Source organism: Aeromonas sp. S18(2024), assembly GCF_041402525.1.
Lineage (GTDB): Bacteria > Pseudomonadota > Gammaproteobacteria > Enterobacterales > Aeromonadaceae > Aeromonas > Aeromonas enteropelogenes.
Window position 1 is genome coordinate 68,391 of sequence record NZ_JBGLQV010000007.1, and the last position, 22,971, is coordinate 91,361.

A 22,971-nucleotide genomic window follows, 5' to 3' on the forward strand; every position below is an offset into this window, starting at 1 on the left:
AACCGCCTACCGGCGGTTTTCGTCTTTCTAGCACCCTGATATCTGGTACTACCCTGCCCCCGGCAGGATTAAGGATTTGTCCATGAATTGCTTGCGTCCTCTCCTGCTCGCAACCCTCACCTCCGCCCTGTTCGCCTGTCAGCCAGCCAAAGAGAACCAGCCCTTCGTGCTGGCCCTGGCACACATGAACGACACCCACTCCCAGTTCGATCCGGTCAACGCCGAGCTGACGGGACATATCTTCAACAAGGACGAGGAGACGGACACCCTCTACACCCGCTTTGGCGGCTATCCGCGCCTGCTCACCATGGCAAAGGCCTACCAGGCCGAAGCGCTGGCCAAGAACCAGCCCCTGCTGCTGCTGCACGGCGGCGATGCCTGGCAGGGCAGCGGCTACTTCAAGCTCAACGAGGGGATGGCCAACGCCGAGTTGCTAAGCCAGTTCGGCCTTGATGCCATGGCGCTCGGCAACCACGAATTCGATCTCGACAACCAGAAGCTGGCCCGCTTCATCGAGGGGGTCAACTTCCCGGTGCTGGCTGCCAACCTGGATACCCGTGACGATCCGGCCCTGAGCAAGGTCAGCAATCTCAAGCCCTTTGTCGTCTATGCCTTCGACGGCAACCAGAAAAGCCCGGTCACCGATCTCGACAACCTGCCGCAAGGCAAGCAACTGGTCGCCGTGATGGGACTGGTGCTGGAAGACATGGGCAATATCGCCCCCAACGTGGGGAAACTGCGCTTTGACAAGGAAGTGGCATCGGCCCAGGCCACGGTCGACATGCTGCAGGCCAAAGGCATTCACCAGATCGTCGCCCTGACCCACATCGGCAACGAGCGAGATCTGGCGCTGGCGGCCAAGGTCAACGGTATTGATGCCATCGTCGGCGGCCACTCCCACAGCCTGCTCGGCGATTTTCGCAATATCGGCTGGGGCAAAACCGGCGAGTACGCCAAGCTGGTGACCAATCCGGACGGCATCGGCAAGACCTGCGTGGTGCAGGCGGGCTCCTACGCCCAGGCCATCGGTCTGGCCCAGGTAAGTTTCGACAGCCAGGGGCAGGTGCAGGATTGCCAGGGCAACAACAGCCTGCTGGCCAGCCACGACTTCTTCGCCGATCCGGCCCGCAGCCAACCCCTCGACAAGCAGGGCAGTAAAAAGGCTAGCCAGTTCATCGACAACCAGCCCAACCTGGTGACCGTAGATGAGGATCCGCGCCTGCGCGGCATCATCGACAGCCACTACAAACCGGCACTGGATAAAGCCTATGGCCCGGTGATCGGCACCATCCCCGCCCAGCTGCAAAATGCCCGTCGCCCCGGCGACAACGGCAGCGACAGCCACGGCTCGGATGTCGCCCCCCTGGTCGCCGAAGGGCAGTATTACTGGGCCAACACCCCGGCGGTGCAAGCCCTGACCGGTGGTCCGGTGGATTTCGCCCTGGTGGCGGTGGGTGGCGTGCGCGCCGATCTGCCGGCCGGCGAATGGCGCGAAGGGGACAGTGCCCTCACCCTGCTGCCGTTCAAGAACCAGCTCGCGGTGCTGAGCCTGACCGGTGCCGATGTGCGTGCCCTCTTGAGCGAAACCATCACTGCCACCCTGCCCGCCAGCGCCCACGCCGGCAAGTTCCCCTATGGCGGCCACCTGCGTTACACCTTCCAGGAGACAGAGACAGGCAAGGCGGGCACCCTCACCCAACTGCAATACCAGACGGCCGATGGCCAGTGGCAGGATCTGATGGATGACCAGCGCTACCGGGTGGTAATGAATGCCTACAGCGCCAATGGCAATGATGGCTGGCAGGCCCTGGCCGATGCCCAGCGCCAGCAGAGCGAGCGGGTCGACATCGCCAGCGTCAACGGCAAGCTGGCCGCCTTCCCGGTGCTCAAGGTGGGGCAAAGCGGCGAGCGGCTCAATGCCATCTATGCCGACGGCAAGGCGCTCGATTGCAAGGCAAAAGGGGTGGATTGCGGCACTGACGCCGCCTCCTTCGTGCAGTACGTGCGCGAGGCGCGCCCCAACCTGACCGCCCTGGACGAGGAGACGGTCACCCTGCTGCGCGCCAAATAAAGGCGCCACGAGATGAACCGGCACGGGCCTCTTGCAAGAGGCCCGTTTGCCGAACGTTGGCCGCCAAATCGCGGGCAGATCCCGCCATTTCATGGGCACCCCGTGCACATCGGTTGAGTGATCGCCACTCGGCGGCTAGAATATTGCGTCCTATTGCCCTGGGTAGTGTACCCAGGACAGCTGCGAGTGAAGACATCAAGCGTGACAAGCCAAATCAAACTGATCGTGGGTCTGGGCAATCCCGGCCCGGAGTATGCCAAGACCCGCCACAATGCGGGTGCCTGGTACGTGGAGCAACTGGCCCGCTGGCACAATGCCAGCCTGCGTGAAGAGCCCAAGTTCTTCGGCCACACTGCCCGTATCCAGGTCGAGGGGCAGGATGTGCGACTGCTCATCCCGAACACCTACATGAACCTCTCGGGCAAGGCGGTCGCCGCGCTGGCACGCTTCTATCAGATTGAACCGGAAGCCATTCTGGTTGCCCACGACGAGCTTGACCTGCCTCCGGGCATCGCCAAGTTCAAGCAGGGTGGTGGCCACGGCGGCCACAACGGCCTCAAGGACATCATCGCCAAGATGGGCAACAACAATAACTTCTTCCGGCTGCGCCTCGGGATCGGTCATCCCGGCGCCAAGGAGCAAGTTGCCGGTTTCGTGCTGACCAAGGCACCGAGCAGCGAACAGAACCTGATCGACGCCGCGCTGGATGAATCCCTGCGCGCCACCGACATCCTGTTCAAACAAGATATGACCAAGGCCATGAACCGCTTGCACAGCTTCAAGGCCGAATAAAGCATGACACGGGCCGCCTGCGGGCGTCCCTTACAGCATCCATCAATAAGGTAACAATCCATGGGTTTTAAATGCGGTATCGTGGGCCTGCCCAATGTAGGCAAATCCACCCTGTTCAACGCGCTGACCAAGGCCGGTATCGAAGCCGCCAACTTCCCGTTCTGCACCATCGAGCCGAACACTGGCGTGGTGCCGATGCCGGATCCCCGCCTTGATGCCCTGGCCGAGATCGTCAAGCCCCAGCGTGTCCTGCCAACCACCATGGAATTCGTGGACATCGCCGGTCTGGTTGCCGGTGCCTCCAAGGGCGAAGGTCTGGGCAACCAGTTCCTGGCCAACATCCGTGAAACCGAAGCGATCGGCCACGTGGTGCGCTGCTTCGACGACGAAAACATCATTCACGTTGCCGGCAAGGTCTCCCCGGCCGATGACATCGAGGTGATCAACACCGAGCTGGCCCTCTCCGACCTGGATGCCTGCGAGCGCGCCATCCACCGTCAGGCCAAGCGGGCCAAAGGCGGCGACAAGGATGCCAAGCTGGAAGTGGAAGTGCTGGAGAAGATCAAGGTGGCCCTGGAAAACGGCCAGATGATCCGCGGCATGAAGCTGGACAAGGAAGAGCTGGCCGCCGTCAGCCACCTCAACTTCCTGACCTTGAAGCCCACCATGTACATCGCCAACGTGGCGGAAGATGGTTTCGAGAACAACCCCTATCTGGACAAGGTGCGTGAAATCGCCGCCGCCGAGAACGCGGTAGTGGTCGTGGTCTGCTGCGCCATCGAGGCGGACATCGCCGAGCTGGATGATGAAGACCGCGCCGAATTCATGGCTGATCTGGGTATCGAAGAGCCGGGCCTGAACCGGGTGATCCGCTCCGGCTACCAGCTGCTGAACCTGCAGACCTACTTCACCGCCGGTGTGAAAGAGGTTCGCGCCTGGACCATCCCGGTCGGCGCCACTGCCCCGCAGGCGGCAGGCAAGATCCACACCGACTTCGAGAAGGGCTTTATCCGTGCCCAGACCATCGCCTTTGAAGACTTCATCACCTACAAGGGTGAGCAGGGCGCCAAGGAAGCGGGCAAGATGCGCGCCGAAGGGAAAGACTACATCGTCAAGGATGGCGATATCATGAACTTCCTGTTCAACGTCTAATCGCGTTTCCCTTTACTACGGGTCAACAGGCCCGGACCAAGGTAATACGGCAGACAACCAGAAGCCCATCCGGCAACGGATGGGCTTCTTCTTTAGCGATTCCCCCTGTTTCTTCTCCATCCTCCCTATCCCCCAGCCCCTTGAGCAACCCCTGCTACCCTGCGTTTACTGTGAGGACAGCCCTACGGATGAGAGCGACATCCAACAGCAGGCCAGCACGGGATCCGCCCCCCTGCCACTGAGCCCTCTATTACCTTGCCCAGAGGAGCAGCGAAAATCCCCACCCCCTCTGCCCGATTGAAGCAGGCAAAAACGGCCTCACAGCATATTTGCCTCCAGCAACCCGATACAAAGCGCATTTATCTTCCAGCCGGAGGCACCAAACGGCTGATTTTAAACGATGCAACTCATGGAGAATGATCATTGTGACGACAGAATCCATGGCAAATGGCTGCAAGCTCGCTCTCTTCACCCTAACCTCATGACAGTGCAGCAATTCCACGCCCGAGTTTTACTGTATCCTGCTTGCCGAAAGAGTGGGAATGATTTAAAAAAATGCAGATTGTTGGGCTTTTGCGCAACAGAGGCCAATAACTGGTCAAACGCACTCAAATTGAGTTTTTCTGGCAAAAAAAGGGTTGACGCCCCAGAGCCAGATACGCATAATTCGGCCCGCACGGTGACGAGGTAACGACTCACCGGAAGCAAGGTTGGCTATGTAGCTCAGTTGGTTAGAGCATCGCACTCATAATGCGGGGGTCACAGGTTCGAATCCCGTCATAGCCACCATCTCTAGTTGGGGTATCGCCAAGCGGTAAGGCAGCGGGTTTTGATCTCGCCATTCCTAGGTTCGAATCCTAGTACCCCAGCCATTTTTTAAAGATGTTTGATAGTCTCTGTCAGGCATCGCTGTTGGGGCATCGCCAAGCGGTAAGGCAGCGGGTTTTGATCTCGCCATACCTAGGTTCGAATCCTAGTGCCCCAGCCATTTTTAAAAGATGTTTGATAGTCTCTGTCAGGCATCACTGTTGGGGTATCGCCAAGCGGTAAGGCAGCGGGTTTTGATCTCGCCATCCCTAGGTTCGAATCCTAGTACCCCAGCCATTTTTCTGTTCTCTTCCACTTAGGTGGTTGATAACAAACGGCTATGTAGCTCAGTTGGTTAGAGCATCGCACTCATAATGCGGGGGTCACAGGTTCGAATCCCGTCATAGCCACCATTTTAAAATGTTCCTTTCAATCTCAGGATTGTGAAGAACGCTGTTGGGGTATCGCCAAGCGGTAAGGCAGCGGGTTTTGATCTCGCCATCCCTAGGTTCGAATCCTAGTACCCCAGCCATTTTTATGTTCTCTTCCACTCAGGTGGTTGATAACAAACGGCTATGTAGCTCAGTTGGTTAGAGCATCGCACTCATAATGCGGGGGTCACAGGTTCGAATCCCGTCATAGCCACCATCAATTTGCGGAAGTGGCGAAATTGGTAGACGCACCAGATTTAGGTGTGCGCCGCTGCGGCGTGGTAAAACGATGGGTAAAACGTTACCCTGCCCTGGAAGTTAGGGTATAAAGCAACGACTTACCGGAGAGGGAAACCTCATAAGGGAACACAGCATGTCGTTAAAGCTATGTTGAGAGGGAGACTTGCCCTCGAAAAGGCGTAGCGAGCTAAGATTGGTAAGGTGAAAGCTATACTGCCTGAACTCCAGTTCTGAGGCGGGGGAGTCGCGGCCCCTAAGGAAATCAAGTCTGAAATCCTTTACATTGGAATTCGTTAATAGGACCTCAGTTGACGGATACTTCCTCCAATGCGCTGCTCTAATGAAGAGACTCAAGGAACGAACAGAGCACCTAACCCAATACTTCGTTTGCCAGGTAACTGCGGGATAGTCTAAGTCGGGAAACTGATATGACTACGGAGCCCTCATAGTACATAAAGTCGGGAGATTTATTGGAAGGGGGGCAGGTTAATGGTCGAAATCAAATTTGTAGGTGGGTCGGATGACTCAACAGCCTATAATAGATTAGACAAGCTTCGGGAATTGAATGCCCGCAGAGATTGGGTTAATAAAGACCTATATCGTCTGCTACTCAAGCCAGAACTTCACATTTTGGCCTATGAGAAGATTAAATCTGCACCTGGCAACATGACCAAGGGAATCGATGGTGAAACCATCGATGGTGCGTCACTGAGAAACATCGAAGTGACCATCAGCGAGCTTAAGGATGAAAGCTACAAGCCTACACCCTCTCTACGGGTATTTATTCCCAAGAAAAATGGGAAACAACGCCCACTCGGTATCCCCTCCGTCAAAGATAAACTTGTCCAGGAAAGCGTTCGCCTGATCCTAGAATGTATCTATGATGCTCCTAATAACCCAATCTTTAGTGACCTCAGTCACGGGTTTAGGGAAAGTCGAAGCACCCACACGGCAATGGAAGAAGTCTGCAAGTGGAGCGGAACAAAATGGTTTATCGAAGGAGACATTAAAAGCTTCTTTGATGATATTGACCACGAAATTCTAATCTCATTGCTTAGACGGAAGATTTCTGACGACCGATTCATCAGTCTAATCAGGAAATTCCTCAAAGCCGGATACGTAGAAAAAGGGCAGTTTAAGTCCACAAGACTTGGTACACCGCAAGGTGGGATCATCAGCCCAATGCTTGCTAACATCTATCTACACGAATTTGATACATGGGCGGAAAAACTCTGTGCAGACCTATCAAAAGGACTCCGCAGAAAACCTAATCCAGAGTACAGAAGTGTGGTTAGAAAACGCAGCTACCTATTGAACAAGTGCGAAGGCAAACCCGCAGGAAAAGACTTGGAGAGATTTAAGGATCTGAGCGCCAGGTTAGATCAACTGCCGTCAAATGACCAATACGACCCAGATTTTGTCAGGGTCAGGTACATAAGATACGCAGATGACTGGTTAATCGGGATCACTGGCAGTAAAGAACTAGCCGTCAAAGTCAGAGAACAAGCTGGAGAGTTCCTTAAGGGAACATTAAACCTTGAACTCAGCATGGAAAAAACCAAAATTACGCATAGCACAGGCAAAGCGAAATTCTTGGGATTCCTTGTTGGAGTAGCTAATTACAAGGAAGCCCTAATTCAGAAGATAGAGCCAGAATACTCTGACTTTAGTCACAGAAGAAGGGTCGGAAACTCCAATGTAAGACTCTGGCTAGATGGAGATGAACTCTTGGAATCCCTCAAGGAGGAAAGATTCATCACCATTAAGGACGGTAAACCCTTTGCACAATCTAAGAGAAGCTATGTGCATCTCGACCCTGATGAAATAGTGAGGAGATACAGCGCTATTAAGAGGGGTTGGGTAAATTACTACAGACCTGTGATGAATTTGCGCTTCCTAGCGTATGTGGACTATCTGTTAAGGATGTCCCTAGCCAAGACTCTGGCGCACAAATACAGAACCTCCATGAAGGCTCAATTTCAGAAGAGGGGACGTAGCCTTAAGGTCATTCGGGAAGTCAAGGGTAGAGTAAAAGTAACCGACTATTGGGAATGCTCATTCGCAAAAACAGTTGGTGTCTTTAACACTAACCCTAGAGACCCTGATTCGCTATTTACAAGATATGCGAAACAGACCAGTTCTAGGCTGCTGATGAAATGTTGTGTATGTGGTTCCTCGGACAACATAAACATGCATCACGTCAGACACCTTAGGAAAGGAAATAAGACTGTAGTATCGGGCTTCAATCGCATTATGGCTGACATCAACAGGAAACAGATTCCTGTATGCCGCAAATGCCACGTTCAAATACATAACGGGAAATATGATGGCAAGGCATTAAAAGACTTGCACTTTAATCCCGCAGTGATATGATATTACCGACCTCAACGGTATATATATCCGGTATGAGAGCGGGAGTGGTGAAATGGTAGACGCGCTGGCTTTAGGTGCCAGTACCTTTGGTGTGTGGGTTCGAGTCCCACCTCCCGCACCAATTTGTTTATTAATTACTGCTCTAGTCGAAGTGTTAACTGGAGAGCTGTATGCGATGAAAGTCGCACGTACAGTTCGGAGGAAACTTGCTGTAGCCTAACCCCTTAATTGGACATGGCATGGCCTGTGATCCTACTCTGGCGCCCTAGGCGTGAGAGTTCGAGTCTCTCCTTCCGCACCATTGAAAAGCGTCATCAAACAGACCAGCCTAGGCTGGTTTTTTTGTATGTGGCATTTGCCTCTTCCCCCCTGTTCTCTCTTTTCTCCTTTTCGATTGTCACGACGCCCATCGTCCGGCTTGTCCATAAAAAAGCGGCCCGCAGGCCGCCATCGTTCAGGTTCCAGTTCAGAACGGGAAAAACCAGGGGATCGCCACCACGCTCACCCCCATCACCAGCAGGGTGAAGGGAACGCCGATGCGGATGAAGTCAGCGAAGCTGTAGTTGCCTGGCCCCAGCACCAGGGTGTTGACCGGTGACGAGACCGGCGTCATGAAGGCGGCCGAGGCGGCAATGGCGATGGTCATGGCAAACGGATAGGGAGAGACCCCCATCTGCTGGGCCGTCCCCAGCGCAATGGGCGCCATCAGCACCGCCGTCGCCGTGTTGGAAATAAAGAGTCCGATCACGGCACACAGGGCAAACAGGCTGGCCAGCATCACCCTGGGCCCCATGTTGCCCACCAGCGCCATCAGACCATCGACGATAAGATCCACCCCGCCAGTCTTTTGCAGTGCCAGCGCAAAGGGGAGCATGCCGACGATAAGGATCAGGGTTGGCCAGTGAATGGACTTGTAGGCGCTCTCCATGTCGATGCAGCGGAACTTGCCCATCAGCAGGCAAGCGATGAGGGCCGCAATCACGTTGGGCACGGGATCGGTCACCATCAGCAGTATCATCACCCCGAGCGCGATCAGGGCGTGAATGGCCTGGCTGCGGGCGGGCGCCATCTCGTCCACCTCGGCCGGTAGTCCCATCAGCAGAAAATCGCGGCTATGGGTCTGCAACTGCCGGATATGGCTCCAGTTGCCCACCACCAGCAGGGTATCCCCCATCAGCAGCGGCTCGTCCACCAGCTTGCCCGCCAGCGCCTCCCCGTCGCGGCGGATCCCCACCACACTCAGGCCATAGGTGGAGCGAAACGCCACCTCGCGGATGCTCTTGCCCAGCAGATTGGATTCGGGGATGAGGGAGACCTCCGCCATACCCACCTCCCGCGCCTGATCCGAGAAGTATTCGCCGCGCAGTATCATGGGTTCGAGCCGCGCCTCGCTGCAGAAGTGTCGGACATCTACCCCGGGATCGGACATGTCGATCAGCAGCACGTCCCGGGCCTGAAACTCGCTGATGCCGGAGACGGGCACCATCACCCGGCGGAATTTGCGCCAGCGCTCCACCCCGATGACGTTGGCGCCAAAGCGGGCGCGCAGCTGCAGCTCGTCCAGGGTATGACCAATCAGGGGGGAATCGGGTCTCAGCCCCAGCCGGCGAGCCCGACCGGTCAGGCGATAATCGCGGATAAGATCGCGCAGGGTGCGCCGCCCCGGCCCCTTGCTGACGCCGGACTCCCCCTGCCGTACCAGAGAGCCGCGCACCAGCAGCATGTAACCCAGACCGCACACCAGGATCAGAGCCCCGAGAGGGGTGAAGCTGAAGAAGGTGAAACCGTGGATGCCATGGCGCATCATCTCGCTGTTGACCACCATGTTGGGGGGCGTCGCCACCAGCGTCATCATGCCGCTGATAAGGCCGGCAAAGCCGAGCGGCATCATCAGCCGGCCCGCCGGTATCTCCATCCGGTTCGCCACGCTCAGCACCACGGGGATGAAGATGGCCACCACACCGGTCGAGCTCATCACGGCGCCGAGGGTCGCCACCGCCACCATAAGCAGCACCAGCAAACGGGTTTCGCTGTTTCCCGCCACCTTCACCAGCCAGTCACCCACCTGATAGGCGATGCCGGTGCGTACCAGCCCCTCCCCCACCACGAACAGGGCGGCGATCAGGATGACGTTGGGGTCGCTGAAGCCCGCCAGCGCCTCCTGCAGGGTCAGGGTGTCGCTCAGCACGAACAGGATGACCACTCCGAGGGCGACCACATCCATGCGCACCTTGTTGGTCATGAAGAGATAGATGGCCCCGGCCAGCAGGCAGAGCACCCAGATCAACTCGGAATTCAATGACACCTCCATTTTACCGCCCGGTTTATCCTCCCGAAGAGTGGACTCTATCAGACCACAGCCTGAGCGCTATCGTCTTGTTACATATCAATAAACCCCGGCCCCTGATGAGCCATAACTCATCAAGGCTTGAATAGGGACATCACTGGCGATTTCTTTGATATGACGCAAGCCGGGGGCGGACAAAAGTCCTGCCCCGCGATCCGCATCGGCCCTAGAATGGCCACCTCGCGTCATTCCACACTGCCAAGGACAAGCAAATGAGCATATTCGAGTGGTTCAGTATCAATCACACCCTGGTGACCATCCCCCTGGGCGGTGGCTACGCCATGTCATGGATCGAAGCTATCGGCACCCTGTTTGGGCTGGCCTGCATCTGGCTGGCCAGCCAGGAGAAGACCATCAACTACCTGTTCGGTCTCATCAACGTCACCCTGTTCGCCATCATCTTCTTCCAGATCCAGCTCTACGGCCTGTTGCTGCTGCAGCTGTTCTTCTTCTGCGCCAACCTCTATGGCTGGTACGCCTGGACCCGCCCGACCAACGATCAGGGTGACCACCTGCAGATCCGCTGGCTCAGCAAACCCAAGCTCATCGCCACCGCGCTGGTAAGCGTGCTGGCCATCGCCCTGCTGACCCGCTATATCGACCCTGTCTTTGCCACTTTGGCTCGCACTTCTGTCTCCCTGCTCAACGCCTTCGGCGCCGGTCTGACGCTGCCAGAGCCACAGCCCGACGCCTTCCCGTTCTGGGATGCCACCATGACGGTGCTCTCCGTGGTCGCCCAGATCCTGATGACCCGCAAGTACGTGGAGAACTGGATCCTGTGGGTCGTCATCAACATCATCAGCGTCGGCATCTACGCCGCCCAGGGGGTCTACGCCATGTCCCTGGAGTACCTGATCCTGCTGTTCATCGCCGCCAACGGCACCCGCCTCTGGGTGTTGGCCGCCAAACGCCAGCAACAAGGGGCCTGAGCCATGACCCTGTTACCCCATCTGCAATGCCGCCCGGATCAGATTGCCGAACGGGTGGTGCTGTGCGGCGACCCGGCCCGGGTCGACCGCATCGCCAGCCAGCTAGAGCAGTGCGAGTCGCTCGGCCAGCATCGGGAATTTCGCCTGCTCAACGGTCACTACCGGGGGCAAGCCATTACCGTCTGCAGTACCGGCATCGGCGGGGCTTCTGCCATCATCGCCCTGGAGGAGCTGGTGCAATCCGGCGCTCGCACTCTAGTCCGGGTCGGCTCCGCCGGTGCCCTGCAGCATAAGATAGCGCTGGGGGATCTTATCGTGGTGGAAGGGGCCATTCGTCATGACGGCGCCTCCCTGGCCTATCTGCCCGCCGAGTACCCCGCCTGCGCTGATATTCGGCTGCAAGCCACCCTGCTCGACCATATCGCCACCAGCGGCCATCCCCACTGGCACGGGCTGGTGCGCTCCCACGACAGCTTCTACCGGGATGACGAGCTGGAGGTGTGCCGCTACTGGCATCAGCGGGGCGTGCTCGGCGCCGACATGGAGACCGCATCGCTCCTGACGGTGGGGCGCTTTCGCCAGGTGCGGGTCGCCGCCGTGCTCTGCAACGTGGTACCGTTCGAACAGGATGTGCAGCAGGGGGTGGGCGACTACGCCAGCGCCGAGCAGGCCATGATGGCTGCCGAGCGGCTCGCCGCCACCGCCGCCCTCGAGGCACTGGTGCAATAACGCCGCAAACCGTTAACTGCGGCACATCCCGCCTGACGCGGGCTGGTATCCGGCCCGCGCTCTTGCTAGCCTCATGCCCCTTCATCCGGTTCATCAGGTTTGCCATGCAGCGACAGCCCTACCCCATCGGGCGCTTTCACGCCGAACTCAAGGCCCTCGAACCCCGCTTTGCCGCGGCGCTGGCCGAGTGCAGCCTGCATCTGCGCCGCTATCTGCCGGGGGAACCCATCATGTGCCAGGGGGAGCAGAGCGAATGCCTCTATCTGGTGGAGAGTGGGCGAGTCTCCCTCAACAGCACTGTGCACTCGGGGCGCATCTTCCAGCTCGGGGAAATCGCCTGCCATCACCAGATCTTCGGCGAGATGGAGTTCTTCAGCGCCACCCCGGTGCAGTGGAGCGTGGTGGCCGAGACCGAGCTGGATGCCAGCGTGATCTGCGCTCACAAGCTGGCCCAGCGGCTGCTGGATGAACCCGCACTGACCCTTTTCTTCGCTTCGGCCCTGGCCAGTGACTACCTGGATACCCTGGAGATCACCACCAGCCGCTTGCTGCACCCCATCGCCTACAACATCGCCTTCGAGCTATGGCGCGAGCGCCAGCGCACCCCCATGCTGGGGTCGCGCAAACGGGCCCGTGAGGCGGCGCGTTTCGGCACCACGGAGCGGGTCTATCGCCGCGCTCTCAAGGAGCTGATCGAGCAGGGGATCCTGAGCGAGGGGCCCGACGGCCCCGCCATCGCCGATCTCGACAAGCTGCGTGCCTATCTCGACCTCTGACCTTTATTTGTTACTCACCATCGGAGTCACCATGTCTGTTTCCAGCTACCCCGAGTTCACCTTCTTCAGCCGTTTCGTGGCCGATATCCAGGCGGGCCGCAAGACCATCACCATCCGCGACGAGAGCGAAGCGGGCTGGCAACCGGGCCAGCGCCTCGCTCTTTTCACCAACCCGGAGCACCAGCCGTTTGGCACCATAGAGGTACTGTCGGTCACGCCGGTGGCCTTCGACGCCCTGAGCGAGGAACACGCCCGCCAGGAGAACATGACCCTGGCCGAACTGAAAGAGGTGATCCGCGTCATCTATCCCGCGCTGCCGCCACTCTATGTGATTGAATTCAAACTGGTTGAAACCTGATTTTGTGAACCGCCGCATGCCGCTTCGCTTGTGCTCCCGAATAGGAAGCGCACAATGCCTGTTTTTATATACAGGTATTATGCATCATGGAGAAACAACTTGAACCGGCCATTGCGGCCATGGTGGCAGACTTCATTGCAGCGGGTTGCCCCAAAGCAAGTGATCTGAGCTGGGAAGAGAGGCGGGCAGGCTACCTCGCCTCTGCCGAACTGGGTGGTGAGCGGGAGGAAGTAGGCAACATTGAGGAGTGGCAGACAGAGCATTATGCCATCCGCCTCTATCAGCCCGTCGCTCCCTCACGCTCCCCTTCTCCTGCGCTGATCTACTTTCATGGCGGCTGCTTTGTCAGTGGAGAGTTCGAAACCCACGACCGCCAGATGCGGATGTTGTGCAACCGGGCCAATGCGCTGGTGTTTGCCATACACACCCGCCTCGCCCCCGAGCATACCTATCCGGCCGCCCATGATGATGCCTTGGCGGCAACCCTTGCCATCATGGGGGATATCACAAAGTGGCAGGGAGACCCGAACCGCATCGTGCTCGCCGGGGACAGTGCAGGCGGCCATCTTGCCCTCGTGACCACCTTGCGCCTCAAGAAGAGAGGCGCCCCGTTGCCGGCCGCCCAGATCCTCATCTATCCGATGCTCGATGCCCTGGGAGAGAGCGAAAGCTATCGCCAATTCGGTGACCACTACCTCATCACCCGCGACATGCTGTTAAGCGGTTTTCAGGCCTATCTGGGCAAACTGCCCGCCAGCGATCCGCAGGCGAGTCCGCTCCACTACCCTGCCCTTCAAGGTCTGCCACCGACCCATATAGTGACCGCCGAATACGATCCCCTGCGGGACGAAGGAGAGGCCCTCTATCGCAAGCTGCTGCAAGCAGGAGTGAGCGCCACTTGCCAACGGCAACTCGGAGTGATTCATGGTTTCTTCCAGCTGGCAGGAGTCAGTCCGGCGGCTCGCCAACTTATCGCCCGGCTCGCGGCACTGATAAAGGAGTTATAAAACAGCTGCAATTGCATCCATTTTGGTCCGACTTTATAGTCTACAACTTGTTCCAAACGCGACTGGCTTCCGACCATGCTTAATAGTGCCAACCTTGCTCCCCACGAAAGATGGTGGCTGACTTTGACCTCACCGCAGATCGCCTTCCAGACCGAGTGGCGGGAATACCTCAAGCCCACCTCCCTGCGAGAGGGGCTCGAAGAGCCCGATACACTCGCAGAGGACTGGGGCATTGAGAATCGTCTCGACTTGCACCGGCAGGTCCGTCAGCTGGCCTTTGGCGACTGTCACGGGCATCTCATGCTCGAGGAGTACGGCGCCTTTCACTGCCTGCAACCAAGCCAGTGGCAAGCCATGCGAGAGCGCGCAACCTCGCCGCGTCACCGCGCCTCACTCGACTTCGTGGCTCGTACCGCCCCCTATATCGGCCCTCATGGTGTGCAGGCGTGGGACTATGGGCGCGCATCCTATCTGACTCGGGAAGGACTTAGATTAGGTTGGGTAAGCGAGGAAGAGTTCGGCTTTATCCACAACCACCTCGCCCATCAGGCCCGCCGGCGTTATGGCTCCTGGGAACAGTACACCCAGGCCTGGTATGCCGGCCGCTGCCTATGGAAATTCAGTCATGAAGAGGGGGAGCCGGAGCAAGCCGCCCAGGCTCTGCTGCACGGCTGGATTGCCAGGGAGATGAGGACAATGCTGGCCGATGCGCTCAGGGATAAGGAGAACCCGATCCACGGGCAGAGCTGGTACGAGGTACCCCTACCCGACATAGAGCAGCCCCAAAGCCTCATTGACCTCTTCAACAGCGAGCCGCAGGAATAAATCATGGATATCTGGCAACGACTCGGGCTTCAAGAGACCGACGATCTGGCCGCCATCAAGCGCGCCTACCATATCAAATTGCGTGACTGCCACCCGGAAGACGATCCCGAAGGCTTCCGCCTGCTGCGTGAGGCTTATGAAGAGGCCAGCCGGCCGCGTCCAGCCATGAGTGACGCCTCGAAGCCACAGACCGAGCTGGTTCGTCCGGCCGACGCCGCTGAACTGACCGCCCTGCTTGAACTGCTTGGCGATGCCAGCCGGCGCTTTGTCATGACCGAGTGGGATAAGTGGCAGACATCGCTGCAATCGCTTTCGCTGGTCCAGCAGAGCCAGCTGTCGGACGAGGTACTGCAACGCATCTTTCAATGGCAATGGTTGCCGGCACCGGTGATCGAGCGGCTCTGGCAAGCCCTCGACTGGGCGTCACTGCTGCGCCTCGCCGGCGACATGCAAAAGAAGGGGGAATTTCTCGACTGGTGGCGTCAGGCGCCGCTGGCAGCCCCTCTGGAGTGGCTTGCCACCCTGGACCACGCCCGTCAGCGCGCCGTGCTGGCCTTCTATCAGCCACTGCTGCTATCGCTCGAGGCCGGCGATCGCAACAGCGTGCTGGGGCTCATTTATCACTATGCCCTGCCCATCGTCGGTGACCACCCGGATCTGCTCCGGCTGCAGTTGCGCGCGCTCCATGCCGCCGGTACTGACGGTGATGCCACCCACCGTCTTGCGCTCACCCTGGCTCTGCTCGAGCAGGATCACCTCAGCGAAGATGACTGGCACCTGCTCTCCGACGCCAGCCTGCGCTGCGGCAAGGAACAGCTGGTGATGCAGGTTGCCGAGGCACTGGAAGAAAAAGACCACGAGGCGCTGCTCGCCAATCACCTTATCCAGTGGCACCTGGGCAGCGATCAGGCGCTGTCCCGCTGGCTGCAGGCATTTGCCACCGCCCAGAAGTGGCCCACTTCGCGCAGCGCCTATTGGGAGCCCCAGTGGCTGATGCTGCCTTGGCAGCAACCGGACCCCGTGGAAGAGTGGCTGCACGACCAGATGCTGGGGTTTGACAATATGCCGCTCACCGCCCTGGCGCTGGACGCGCTACCCGGCACACGTGGTGCCCTGGCCCGCCTCTGGTGGCACAGCGAATACGGCACCTGGCAGGCACTGGAAGCGGCACTGACACAGCCCGAGCTGGCCGAGGCCGAGGGCGGCTGGCGGTACCTCGCACGCCTGCTGCAACGCCACGCTCACCGCAAACTGGCCGAGCGGCCAGCACTGCCCCTGCTTGACACACTGCTTGCCCGCTATGGCAGCGATGACTGGCTGAGTATCGCGCCCCCCAGTGCCGAGCAGATTGCCTGCGCCACGCCGGAGCAGTGGCTCGAGTGCCTGCGCCGCTATCCGCTGCTGCCCGACGCCTGGTTCAAGGCCATCGCCCAGCGCGCCAACAATGAAGGATGGGATGAGCGGATGATGCAGGGGATGCATCTGGGCGCCCGTCTCTCCCATCAACGCTACTACAGCGATACGGTGCTCAGCGATGCCTGGCAGGGCGAGAGCTGGCCCGGCTGTTTTCGCTGGGCGCAGTTCTACTATGCCCGGCCCTGGACGCCGAAACAGCATCTCGACGCCATTCGCCAGTCGATGGGCTCACTGCCGGCCAGTCAGGAGGACACGCCGCTCTCCACCCTCCTGCGTCTCTGTGCCCAGCCCACCCTATACCAGGCTGCCATCATGGACGCCTGCGCCCGCTGGCCGAAGCAGTACGTGTTGTCGCTGGAGCTGCGCAACCAGACCGAACTCCTCAAACGCTCCGATGTCGGCGACGAGGCGCTTCTCGAACGCGCCCGCTTGAACGAACTGCCCGCCCTGGCAGCCCTGATCGACCGACGACTGGATAACGAACCGGATCTGGCCTGCACCATAGTGCTGTGGAACCTGCTGCTCAGCCACAAGGCAAGCAACGAGGCCTATGGCTACATTTTGACACCACTGCGCGAACGGCTCGAAAAACTGCGCCAGGCACAGGGGTTGGCATTGGAAGTCTACCCCTACGCCGAAGAGTCGCTGATTTACGCTTACCTGCAACAGGACCCCGACAATATCACCACGCTGGAAGAACTTGAGAAACACCACCCGAACGAAGCGGCGGCCAAGTTTGTCTATCCCGTCTGTTATGCCCTGGCCATGCTGGCTCATGATTTTGGCAGAAATGGCTTTCAGGCCCGTCAGCTCGACCCGCTTTACAAGCAACGGGACGACCTAACGCCAGCCCAGCAGGAGGTGCGCTCTCTGGTGCAGGGCTATCTGGAGGACAAGCTCAACGCCCAGCTTGAACATGACAGGGCACACGCCAGAAAGCGTTTCAGGCTACAAAGCGGTGCACAGCTGATGTTCGTCAGCATACTGTCCGCCATCCTGCCCTACTTCGTGTTTCCACTGGAACCATCCCTGCGCGAAGTCCTCGCCTCCGGCTCACCCTACTGGGTGGAATATTATTCCCTCGGTCTGGATATGGCGGCGATGCTGTTCATGAATCTCTATCTGATGTGGCATATCTGCCGAGCCCAGACACGTCCGCGTACCAGTCGGAACTATCTGATCTGGAGCCTGATCTGGCTAGCCATCGCGTTCTACATCAACAGCGCCTGGCTGGCGGTCCCCCTGTGGCTCGGCCACCTCGTCATGAGCGGCCGGCTAAGACCGGGCGCACTGCGCCGTGGCTGGCCCAAGGAGTTCTACAAGCAGGGCAGGATGTCGCTGAGCGACATCCTCGACTAGTGCCACTGCTTGAGCAGTTTGTTCATCTGCTGGCGGAACGAGTTGATGACTTGCGGGTCCTGGCTGGCCAGGACCCGTTCAAACTGCAGCAGCCACTGTTCGACCTGGCGACGCTCGTCACCGATGCTCTCTTCATAGAGTTGCTGTAATCGCTCGCTCAGGGTCAGATTGGGCAACGCATCGCGCGGATGCTGCTTGAGGCGTGCGAGCCGCTCGCGACTCTCCCGCTTGCCCTCTTCGGTCACGCCAGCCGGACTTCGGTCTATCACCTTCTGGAACTGCTCACCCGAACTCACCAGGGTCACGTCCACCTCCAGCATGCCGTTGATGTCGTAGCTAAAGCGCACGTCCACTTCCTGAATGCCCTTGCCGGTCGGCAGCGGGATCTCGAGATCGTCCACATGCAGGTTGTCCCGCACCCAGAACCGCTCCCCCTGATAGATGCTGATGCACACCGAGCTCTGCTGTTCGTGGCCACTGCGGTAGCGCTCTACCCGTGAGGCCGGCACCACTATATTGCGCTCCAGGATGGGACTGAAGATACCATGCTGGTCACCCTGGCTGACTGCGATACCCAGCGTGAAGGGGCAGACGTCGGTCATGATGAGCTCTTCCACCGCGCTGTCGCGCAGGCGGCAGGCTGCCTGGATGGCAGCCCCCATGGCGACCACCCGATCCGGATCCAGTTCGTGGCAGCCAAAGCGACCAAGCAGGCGCACCGCCGTTTGCTGCACCTCGCTCTGGCGGCTCGCCCCACCGACAAAAATCAGTTCGTCGACCTCGTCGGGCCGCAGGCGCGCATCGGAGAGCGCCTGGCTCAGCGGCTTGCGCAGCCGGTTGAGGGTCTCGCGCCAGATGTCGGCCAGCTCGCTTTCGGAGAAACCGAACGTCCGGTTCCACTCCGCACCAAGCTCGACCTCAAGGCCGCTACCACTGCGATGACGTTTGGCCCGCTCGCAGGCCAGATAAACTTGCCCGAGTTGGGAGAGCGTCAGTTCGCCGCGATCTGTGTCGAGCCTGCCAAGCACCGCATCGACCAGATCCTGGGTAAAGTCCTCGCCACCGAGCCGGTTGTCCCCCGCCGAGGCGCGTACCTCCATGATGCCATCCTGATACTCCACCACGGTCACGTCGAAGGTGCCGCCCCCCAGGTCAAACACCAGAAAGCGGTGGCTGTGTTGCTCGTGCAGGCTGTAAGCCATGGCGGCTGCCGTCGGCTCATTGATAAGGCGCACGGCATCGAGCCCGGCCAGCTCGGCCGCCAGCCGAACCTGCTTGCGCTGCTGATCGCCAAAATAGGCCGGCACCGAGATGACCACCTCGCGTACCCCGTGGCCAAGCCAGGCCTCGGCATCCGCCTTCAGACTACCCAGTATCAAGGCGCACAATTCGGTCGGATTGTACTGCTCCTTGCCCAACCGGTAGCGCCGCTCGCTGCCGAGAAATCGCTTGAAGTGGGAGGCGGTATTGGAGGGATGAGTCAGCAGGCGGGTGGCCGCTGCCTGGCCCACCAGCAGGGTATCGTCCTCACCGATACAGACGATCGATGGCGTCAGCTCCTCACCATGGGCATTGGGAATGAGGTGAGCCTTGCCATCTCGCCACACGGCAATCGCGCTGTTGGTTGTCCCCAGATCGATGCCGATGGCCGGCGTCGGAACCGCTGTCATGACGATACCTCTACGTATGTTGAGTCCATTTCAGAATCTGGATTGTCGCGATGGATATTGTTCGCAGTCAAGTGGAACTCTATCTTTGAGCCCTTTTGCTCATCCTCATTGTCCATTTCCGAGCCGCACGCATTTGGCCTTTATGGATCAATATGTTAATAACATGGGACTCGTTTTTATCAGGAGGATGCCAAGTGACAGACTGGTTGGCGTTAGCCCAGTGGAAGGAGGGCATGCTGCACGGCGTGGAGCTGGTTCAGTTTTCCCTCGAACTTATCTCGGTGGCCTGCGTGGTCATCGGCCTTGGCAAGACCCTGCTGCTGGCCCTGCGCCAGCGGGATCATGAACCCGGCTTTCCCCGCATTCGCCTCTGTTTCGGCAGCTGGCTCATTCTGGCGCTGGAGTTCCAGCTCGCCGCCGACATCCTGGCCACCACCATAGCCCCAAGCCAGGAGGAGCTGATCCGTCTGGCGGTGATCGCGGTGATCCGCACCTTTCTCAACTACTTCCTCGGCAAGGAACTCGAGGAGCAGCGCGAGCAGCAGAAAGCCTGACATGGCGGCGCGTCGGTTGTCGGGATGAAGCCTGGCGCTGGCGGTAAGCCTTGCCACCCCGAACCTGGCGGCAAAAAAACTCACGGGTTGACGCACGGGCGCAAGCTGGGTATTTTGCGACCAGAATTTTTGTTGGACCGCTTTTCAATGTTGTACATCCTGTTCAAATGCTCGGTCAGGAGGCTGTGCTCCGTGCACTAACACGATGAAGTGTTGCCCGGAGCCCATCGACTGAATCTTCATCAGCTGCGCGAATGCCCTCTCTTTGGGAGGCCGCCCCGCATCTGATGAAAACAGGAGACACAGGCCGGCGAGATACTTCATCGCCGGCCTTTTTGTCTCTGCCATTTGGCAGCGTTTCACCTTGCTGATACGGGGGGCCGGTACGTCGCGTACCTGCCCCCCGTTTTTTATGGATGTTACAACCATGAGTGTGCTCACTATCCACAACCTGACCTATCACATCGGCGACAAGACCCTGTACCAGCAGGCGGGCTTTCGTCTCAACGCCGGCGAGCATGTCTGCCTCACCGGCCACAACGGCGCCGGCAAGAGCACCCTGCTCCAGCTGATCCAGGGGGAACGTCTGCCAGACGGCGGCGACATCCTCTGGCAGCCCGGCATCAAGGCGGGCTATCTCGACCAGCACGCCGCGCGGGATGGCCACCTCACCCTGCGGGGCTACCTGCAGTCGGTGTTCGCCGATCTCTATGAGGCGGAAGCCGAGATGCTGGCCCTCTACGCCGACCCCGAACTGGGGCCGCGACAGCTGGCCCGGGCGGCCGATCTGCAGGCGCACCTGGAGAGCCAGGGTTTTTACCGGCTGGATCCGCGTATCGACGAGGTGGCGGCCGGCCTCGGCCTGACCCAGCTCGGCATGCAGACCCTGCTCGCCAATGTAAGCGGCGGCCAGCGCCACAAGGTGATGCTGGCCGGCCTGCTGCTGCGCGCGCCGGAGGTGCTGCTGCTCGACGAGCCGACCAACTATCTGGACACAGCCCACGTCGACTGGCTGGCAGGCTACCTGGAGCGCTTCCCCGGCGCCTTCCTGGTAGTCTCCCACGACCGTGCCTTCGTCAATCGCATCGCCACCGCCATCGCCGACATCGACCGCCAGCAGATCCACACCTATCGCGGCAACCTCGACCAGGCGCTGGCCCAGAAGGGCGCCGCCGAGGCGCTGCACGTCCGTCAATACCAGGCCCAGCAGCGGCAGATCGACAGGCTCGAGCAGTTCATCGCCAAGAACGGGGCCGGGGTCAACGCCAGCATCGCCAACGGCCGCAAGAAGCAGCTGGCGCGCATCGAGCGCCTGGCGCCCCCCGAGCAGGCCAAACCGGTCACCCTCAGCTTTCGCGCCGCCCAGGGGGGCCACCCGCAGCTGCTGACCGCGAGCGAGCTGGAGATCGGCTACCACCAGCCCCTGCTGGTGCCGCTCAGCCTGCAGCTGCGCCGCGGCGAGAAGGTGGTGATCGCCGGCTTCAACGGCATCGGCAAGTCGACCCTGCTCAACACCCTGACCGGCCGCCTCGCCCCGCTCGCCGGTGAACTGGCCCTGGCCCCCGGCCTCAAGTCGGGTTACTTCGAGCAGGCGTTGCACTGGCCCGATCCCGCGGCCACCCCGCTGGCTCTGGTCAAGGCGGCCGCCCCCGGGCTGGATGACAAGGGCGCCCGTCAGCAGCTGGCGCGCCTTGGCATCGGCGGCAAGCTGGCCATCCAGCCCATCAGTGCCCTGAGCGGCGGTGAGCAGACCCGGGTCAAGCTGTGCCGACTGGCGCTGCAGCCCACTCATCTGCTGATATTGGATGAGCCGACCACCCACCTGGATGCCGGCACCAAGGCCGCCCTGCGCCAGGCACTGTGCGACTACCCGGGCAGCGTGCTCGCCGTCTGCCACGAGCCGGCCTTTGTGGCCGACTGGCCGGATCGGGTGGTGGACATCCAGCAGTTCGCCGCCGTGTCGACCCAAGCTTAAGGAATAAAAATTATGTTACTGAAAGTACTGCTGTTTTTGATTGCATTTCTGGTCGGGGCCGATGAGCTGATGCTGGGCCCCCTGCTCGCCCCCATCGGCGCCGAGCTAGGCGTCGCCCCGGAGCGGGTGACCCTGTTCATCACCGCCTACAGCGTGGCGCTGGCCCTCATCGCCCCCCTGCTCGGCGGCCTGTCGGATCGCCACGGCCGGCTGCGGGTGATGCTGCCGGCCTCCCTGCTGTTTGGCGCCGCCTCGGTGGCCACCGGCCTGGTGGCGAACTTCGAGGTTGGGCTGGCGACCCGAGTGATCACCGGGCTGGCCAGCGCCGGCATGCTCCCCATCGCCTTCGCCATGGCGGCAGACGGGGCACCGGCCGACGCCATGAAGCGCATCGCCTGGGTGCAGTCGGGACTCACCCTCGGCATGATCTCGAGCCCGGCGGTGGGCGCCCTGCTGGCCCAGCTCAGCAGCTGGCGCACCCCCTTCATCGTGCTCGGCCTCTGCGCCTGGGCCGTGGCGGCGGCCTTGGCCTGGCTCACGGCGCGCACGCCGCAGGTGCATGGGAGCGGCTCGCAACCCGCGCCGCAAGGCTCGGTGCTGGCCATTCCGGGGGCACTCGGCGCCCTGCTCGCCATGGGATTGGGACTGGGGGGCGGCATCGGCCTGTTCAACCTGGTCGGCCAGCACCTGCACGACAGCCAGGGGCTGCCCGTCTGGTCGGTGGGGCTGCTCTATGGCGCCCTTGGCGTTATCAGCGTGGTCGGCAACGTGCTGATGCCGCGCCTGGCCGGCTATGTGGAGAGCGGCCGTCCCCTGATGCGCGGCGCCCTGGTGGTGTGCGCCCTGGTCAGCGCCTTCTTCTACCTCTATCCGGCCGGCAGCTTGGCCAGCCTCGCCCTGCCGCTGGGCCTGTGGGCGCTGGCCGGCGGCATCGGCTCGCCGGCGCTGCAGGGTTACATCGCCCAGCTCGCCCCGGCCCAGCGCGGCATGTTGATGTCGCTGGCCATGACCCTGATGCACCTCGGGGTGGCTCTCTGGTCCGCCGTCGCCGGCTTTGCCTACAGCGCCGGCCCCATGGCCATGGCCCTGCTGGCCCTGCTGCTGTTTGGCGGGGCCATCCTCGCCCTGCGCCCGGTGCGGCTGCCGGGCTGAGTACAACA

16 protein-coding genes and 8 tRNA genes are annotated in these 22,971 nt (G+C 60.2%); 22 read left to right on the plus strand and 2 right to left on the minus strand.

Features of this window, described 5'->3' with window-relative positions:
* Positions 1 to 82 precede the first annotated feature (82 nt).
* From ACB034_RS13190 to ACB034_RS13245, 12 genes are all read left to right on the plus strand, one after another.
* On the plus strand, positions 83 to 2,071 hold the full coding sequence (locus tag ACB034_RS13190) for a bifunctional UDP-sugar hydrolase/5'-nucleotidase (RefSeq protein WP_371173001.1): 1,989 nt from the start codon (positions 83 to 85) through the stop codon (positions 2,069 to 2,071).
* A gap of 201 nt (positions 2,072 to 2,272) precedes the next feature.
* Positions 2,273 to 2,863: an aminoacyl-tRNA hydrolase gene (pth, locus tag ACB034_RS13195; RefSeq protein WP_026457963.1), complete on the plus strand. Its 591-nt coding sequence runs from the start codon at positions 2,273 to 2,275 to the stop codon at positions 2,861 to 2,863.
* 60 nt (positions 2,864 to 2,923) lie between these two features.
* Positions 2,924 to 4,015, plus strand: a complete 1,092-nt coding sequence (gene ychF / locus ACB034_RS13200; RefSeq protein ID WP_026457962.1) for a redox-regulated ATPase YchF — start codon at positions 2,924 to 2,926, stop codon at positions 4,013 to 4,015.
* A 712-nt stretch (positions 4,016 to 4,727) separates the two neighbouring features.
* Positions 4,728 to 4,804 (plus strand) — tRNA-Met (locus tag ACB034_RS13205).
* Positions 4,805 to 4,812: 8 nt separating this feature from the next.
* Positions 4,813 to 4,887: transfer RNA gene (locus ACB034_RS13210), tRNA-Gln, on the plus strand.
* A 41-nt stretch (positions 4,888 to 4,928) separates the two neighbouring features.
* Positions 4,929 to 5,003: transfer RNA gene (locus tag ACB034_RS13215), tRNA-Gln, on the plus strand.
* A gap of 41 nt (positions 5,004 to 5,044) precedes the next feature.
* Positions 5,045 to 5,119 (plus strand) — tRNA-Gln (locus ACB034_RS13220).
* A 39-nt stretch (positions 5,120 to 5,158) separates the two neighbouring features.
* Positions 5,159 to 5,235: transfer RNA gene (locus ACB034_RS13225), tRNA-Met, on the plus strand.
* Positions 5,236 to 5,279: 44 nt separating this feature from the next.
* Positions 5,280 to 5,354 (plus strand) — tRNA-Gln (locus tag ACB034_RS13230).
* Between the two features lie 39 nt (positions 5,355 to 5,393).
* Positions 5,394 to 5,470: transfer RNA gene (locus ACB034_RS13235), tRNA-Met, on the plus strand.
* A gap of 512 nt (positions 5,471 to 5,982) precedes the next feature.
* Positions 5,983 to 7,866 carry a reverse transcriptase domain-containing protein gene (locus ACB034_RS13240; RefSeq protein WP_371173002.1) on the plus strand — a complete coding sequence of 628 codons (1,884 nt, stop codon included), beginning with the start codon at positions 5,983 to 5,985 and terminating at the stop codon, positions 7,864 to 7,866.
* A 38-nt stretch (positions 7,867 to 7,904) separates the two neighbouring features.
* Positions 7,905 to 7,987 (plus strand) — tRNA-Leu (locus ACB034_RS13245).
* A 345-nt stretch (positions 7,988 to 8,332) separates the two neighbouring features.
* Here the strand turns inward: ACB034_RS13245 and ACB034_RS13250 are convergent.
* Entirely contained in the window at positions 8,333 to 10,165 is a 1,833-nt protein-coding gene (locus tag ACB034_RS13250) for an SLC13 family permease (protein WP_224211245.1), read from the minus strand.
* A 260-nt stretch (positions 10,166 to 10,425) separates the two neighbouring features.
* On the opposite strand from ACB034_RS13250, the gene pnuC reads away from it, so the two are divergent.
* The 7 genes from pnuC (at position 10,426) to ACB034_RS13285 (ending at position 17,612) form a co-directional block, all read left to right on the plus strand.
* Positions 10,426 to 11,142 (plus strand): nicotinamide riboside transporter PnuC, encoded by a 717-nt coding sequence (gene pnuC, locus ACB034_RS13255; RefSeq protein WP_042025640.1) that lies wholly within the window; start codon positions 10,426 to 10,428, stop codon positions 11,140 to 11,142.
* A gap of 3 nt (positions 11,143 to 11,145) precedes the next feature.
* The gene (locus tag ACB034_RS13260; protein WP_371173003.1) at positions 11,146 to 11,871 is read left to right on the plus strand and encodes a nucleoside phosphorylase; all 726 of its coding nucleotides are present in this window, start codon (positions 11,146 to 11,148) and stop codon (positions 11,869 to 11,871) included.
* A gap of 104 nt (positions 11,872 to 11,975) precedes the next feature.
* Positions 11,976 to 12,647 (plus strand): Crp/Fnr family transcriptional regulator, encoded by a 672-nt coding sequence (locus ACB034_RS13265; RefSeq protein ID WP_042025642.1) that lies wholly within the window; start codon positions 11,976 to 11,978, stop codon positions 12,645 to 12,647.
* A gap of 31 nt (positions 12,648 to 12,678) precedes the next feature.
* Positions 12,679 to 13,005: a N(4)-acetylcytidine aminohydrolase gene (gene yqfB, locus ACB034_RS13270; RefSeq protein WP_371173004.1), complete on the plus strand. Its 327-nt coding sequence runs from the start codon at positions 12,679 to 12,681 to the stop codon at positions 13,003 to 13,005.
* Positions 13,006 to 13,091: 86 nt separating this feature from the next.
* Complete coding sequence (locus tag ACB034_RS13275) at positions 13,092 to 14,012, plus strand: alpha/beta hydrolase (protein WP_371173005.1); 921 nt, start codon at positions 13,092 to 13,094, stop codon at positions 14,010 to 14,012.
* Between the two features lie 75 nt (positions 14,013 to 14,087).
* Positions 14,088 to 14,837, plus strand: a complete 750-nt coding sequence (locus tag ACB034_RS13280; protein ID WP_329602401.1) for a DUF1266 domain-containing protein — start codon at positions 14,088 to 14,090, stop codon at positions 14,835 to 14,837.
* A gap of 3 nt (positions 14,838 to 14,840) precedes the next feature.
* Complete coding sequence (locus tag ACB034_RS13285) at positions 14,841 to 17,612, plus strand: J domain-containing protein (RefSeq protein ID WP_371173006.1); 2,772 nt, start codon at positions 14,841 to 14,843, stop codon at positions 17,610 to 17,612.
* Here the strand turns inward: ACB034_RS13285 and ACB034_RS13290 are convergent.
* Positions 17,609 to 19,282, minus strand: coding sequence for an Hsp70 family protein (locus ACB034_RS13290; protein ID WP_371173007.1), 1,674 nt, complete (start codon positions 19,280 to 19,282; stop codon positions 17,609 to 17,611). The genes ACB034_RS13285 and ACB034_RS13290 overlap by 4 nt on opposite strands.
* A 233-nt stretch (positions 19,283 to 19,515) precedes the next feature.
* On the opposite strand from ACB034_RS13290, the gene ACB034_RS13295 reads away from it, so the two are divergent.
* The 3 genes from ACB034_RS13295 (at position 19,516) to ACB034_RS13305 (ending at position 22,963) form a co-directional block, all read left to right on the plus strand.
* Positions 19,516 to 19,836, plus strand: a complete 321-nt coding sequence (locus ACB034_RS13295; RefSeq protein ID WP_371173075.1) for a DUF1622 domain-containing protein — start codon at positions 19,516 to 19,518, stop codon at positions 19,834 to 19,836.
* Between the two features lie 427 nt (positions 19,837 to 20,263).
* Positions 20,264 to 21,811, plus strand: a complete 1,548-nt coding sequence (locus ACB034_RS13300; RefSeq protein ID WP_371173008.1) for an ABC-F family ATP-binding cassette domain-containing protein — start codon at positions 20,264 to 20,266, stop codon at positions 21,809 to 21,811.
* A gap of 12 nt (positions 21,812 to 21,823) precedes the next feature.
* Complete coding sequence (locus tag ACB034_RS13305; protein ID WP_371173009.1) at positions 21,824 to 22,963, plus strand: MFS transporter; 1,140 nt, start codon at positions 21,824 to 21,826, stop codon at positions 22,961 to 22,963.
* Positions 22,964 to 22,971: the final 8 nt, after the last annotated feature.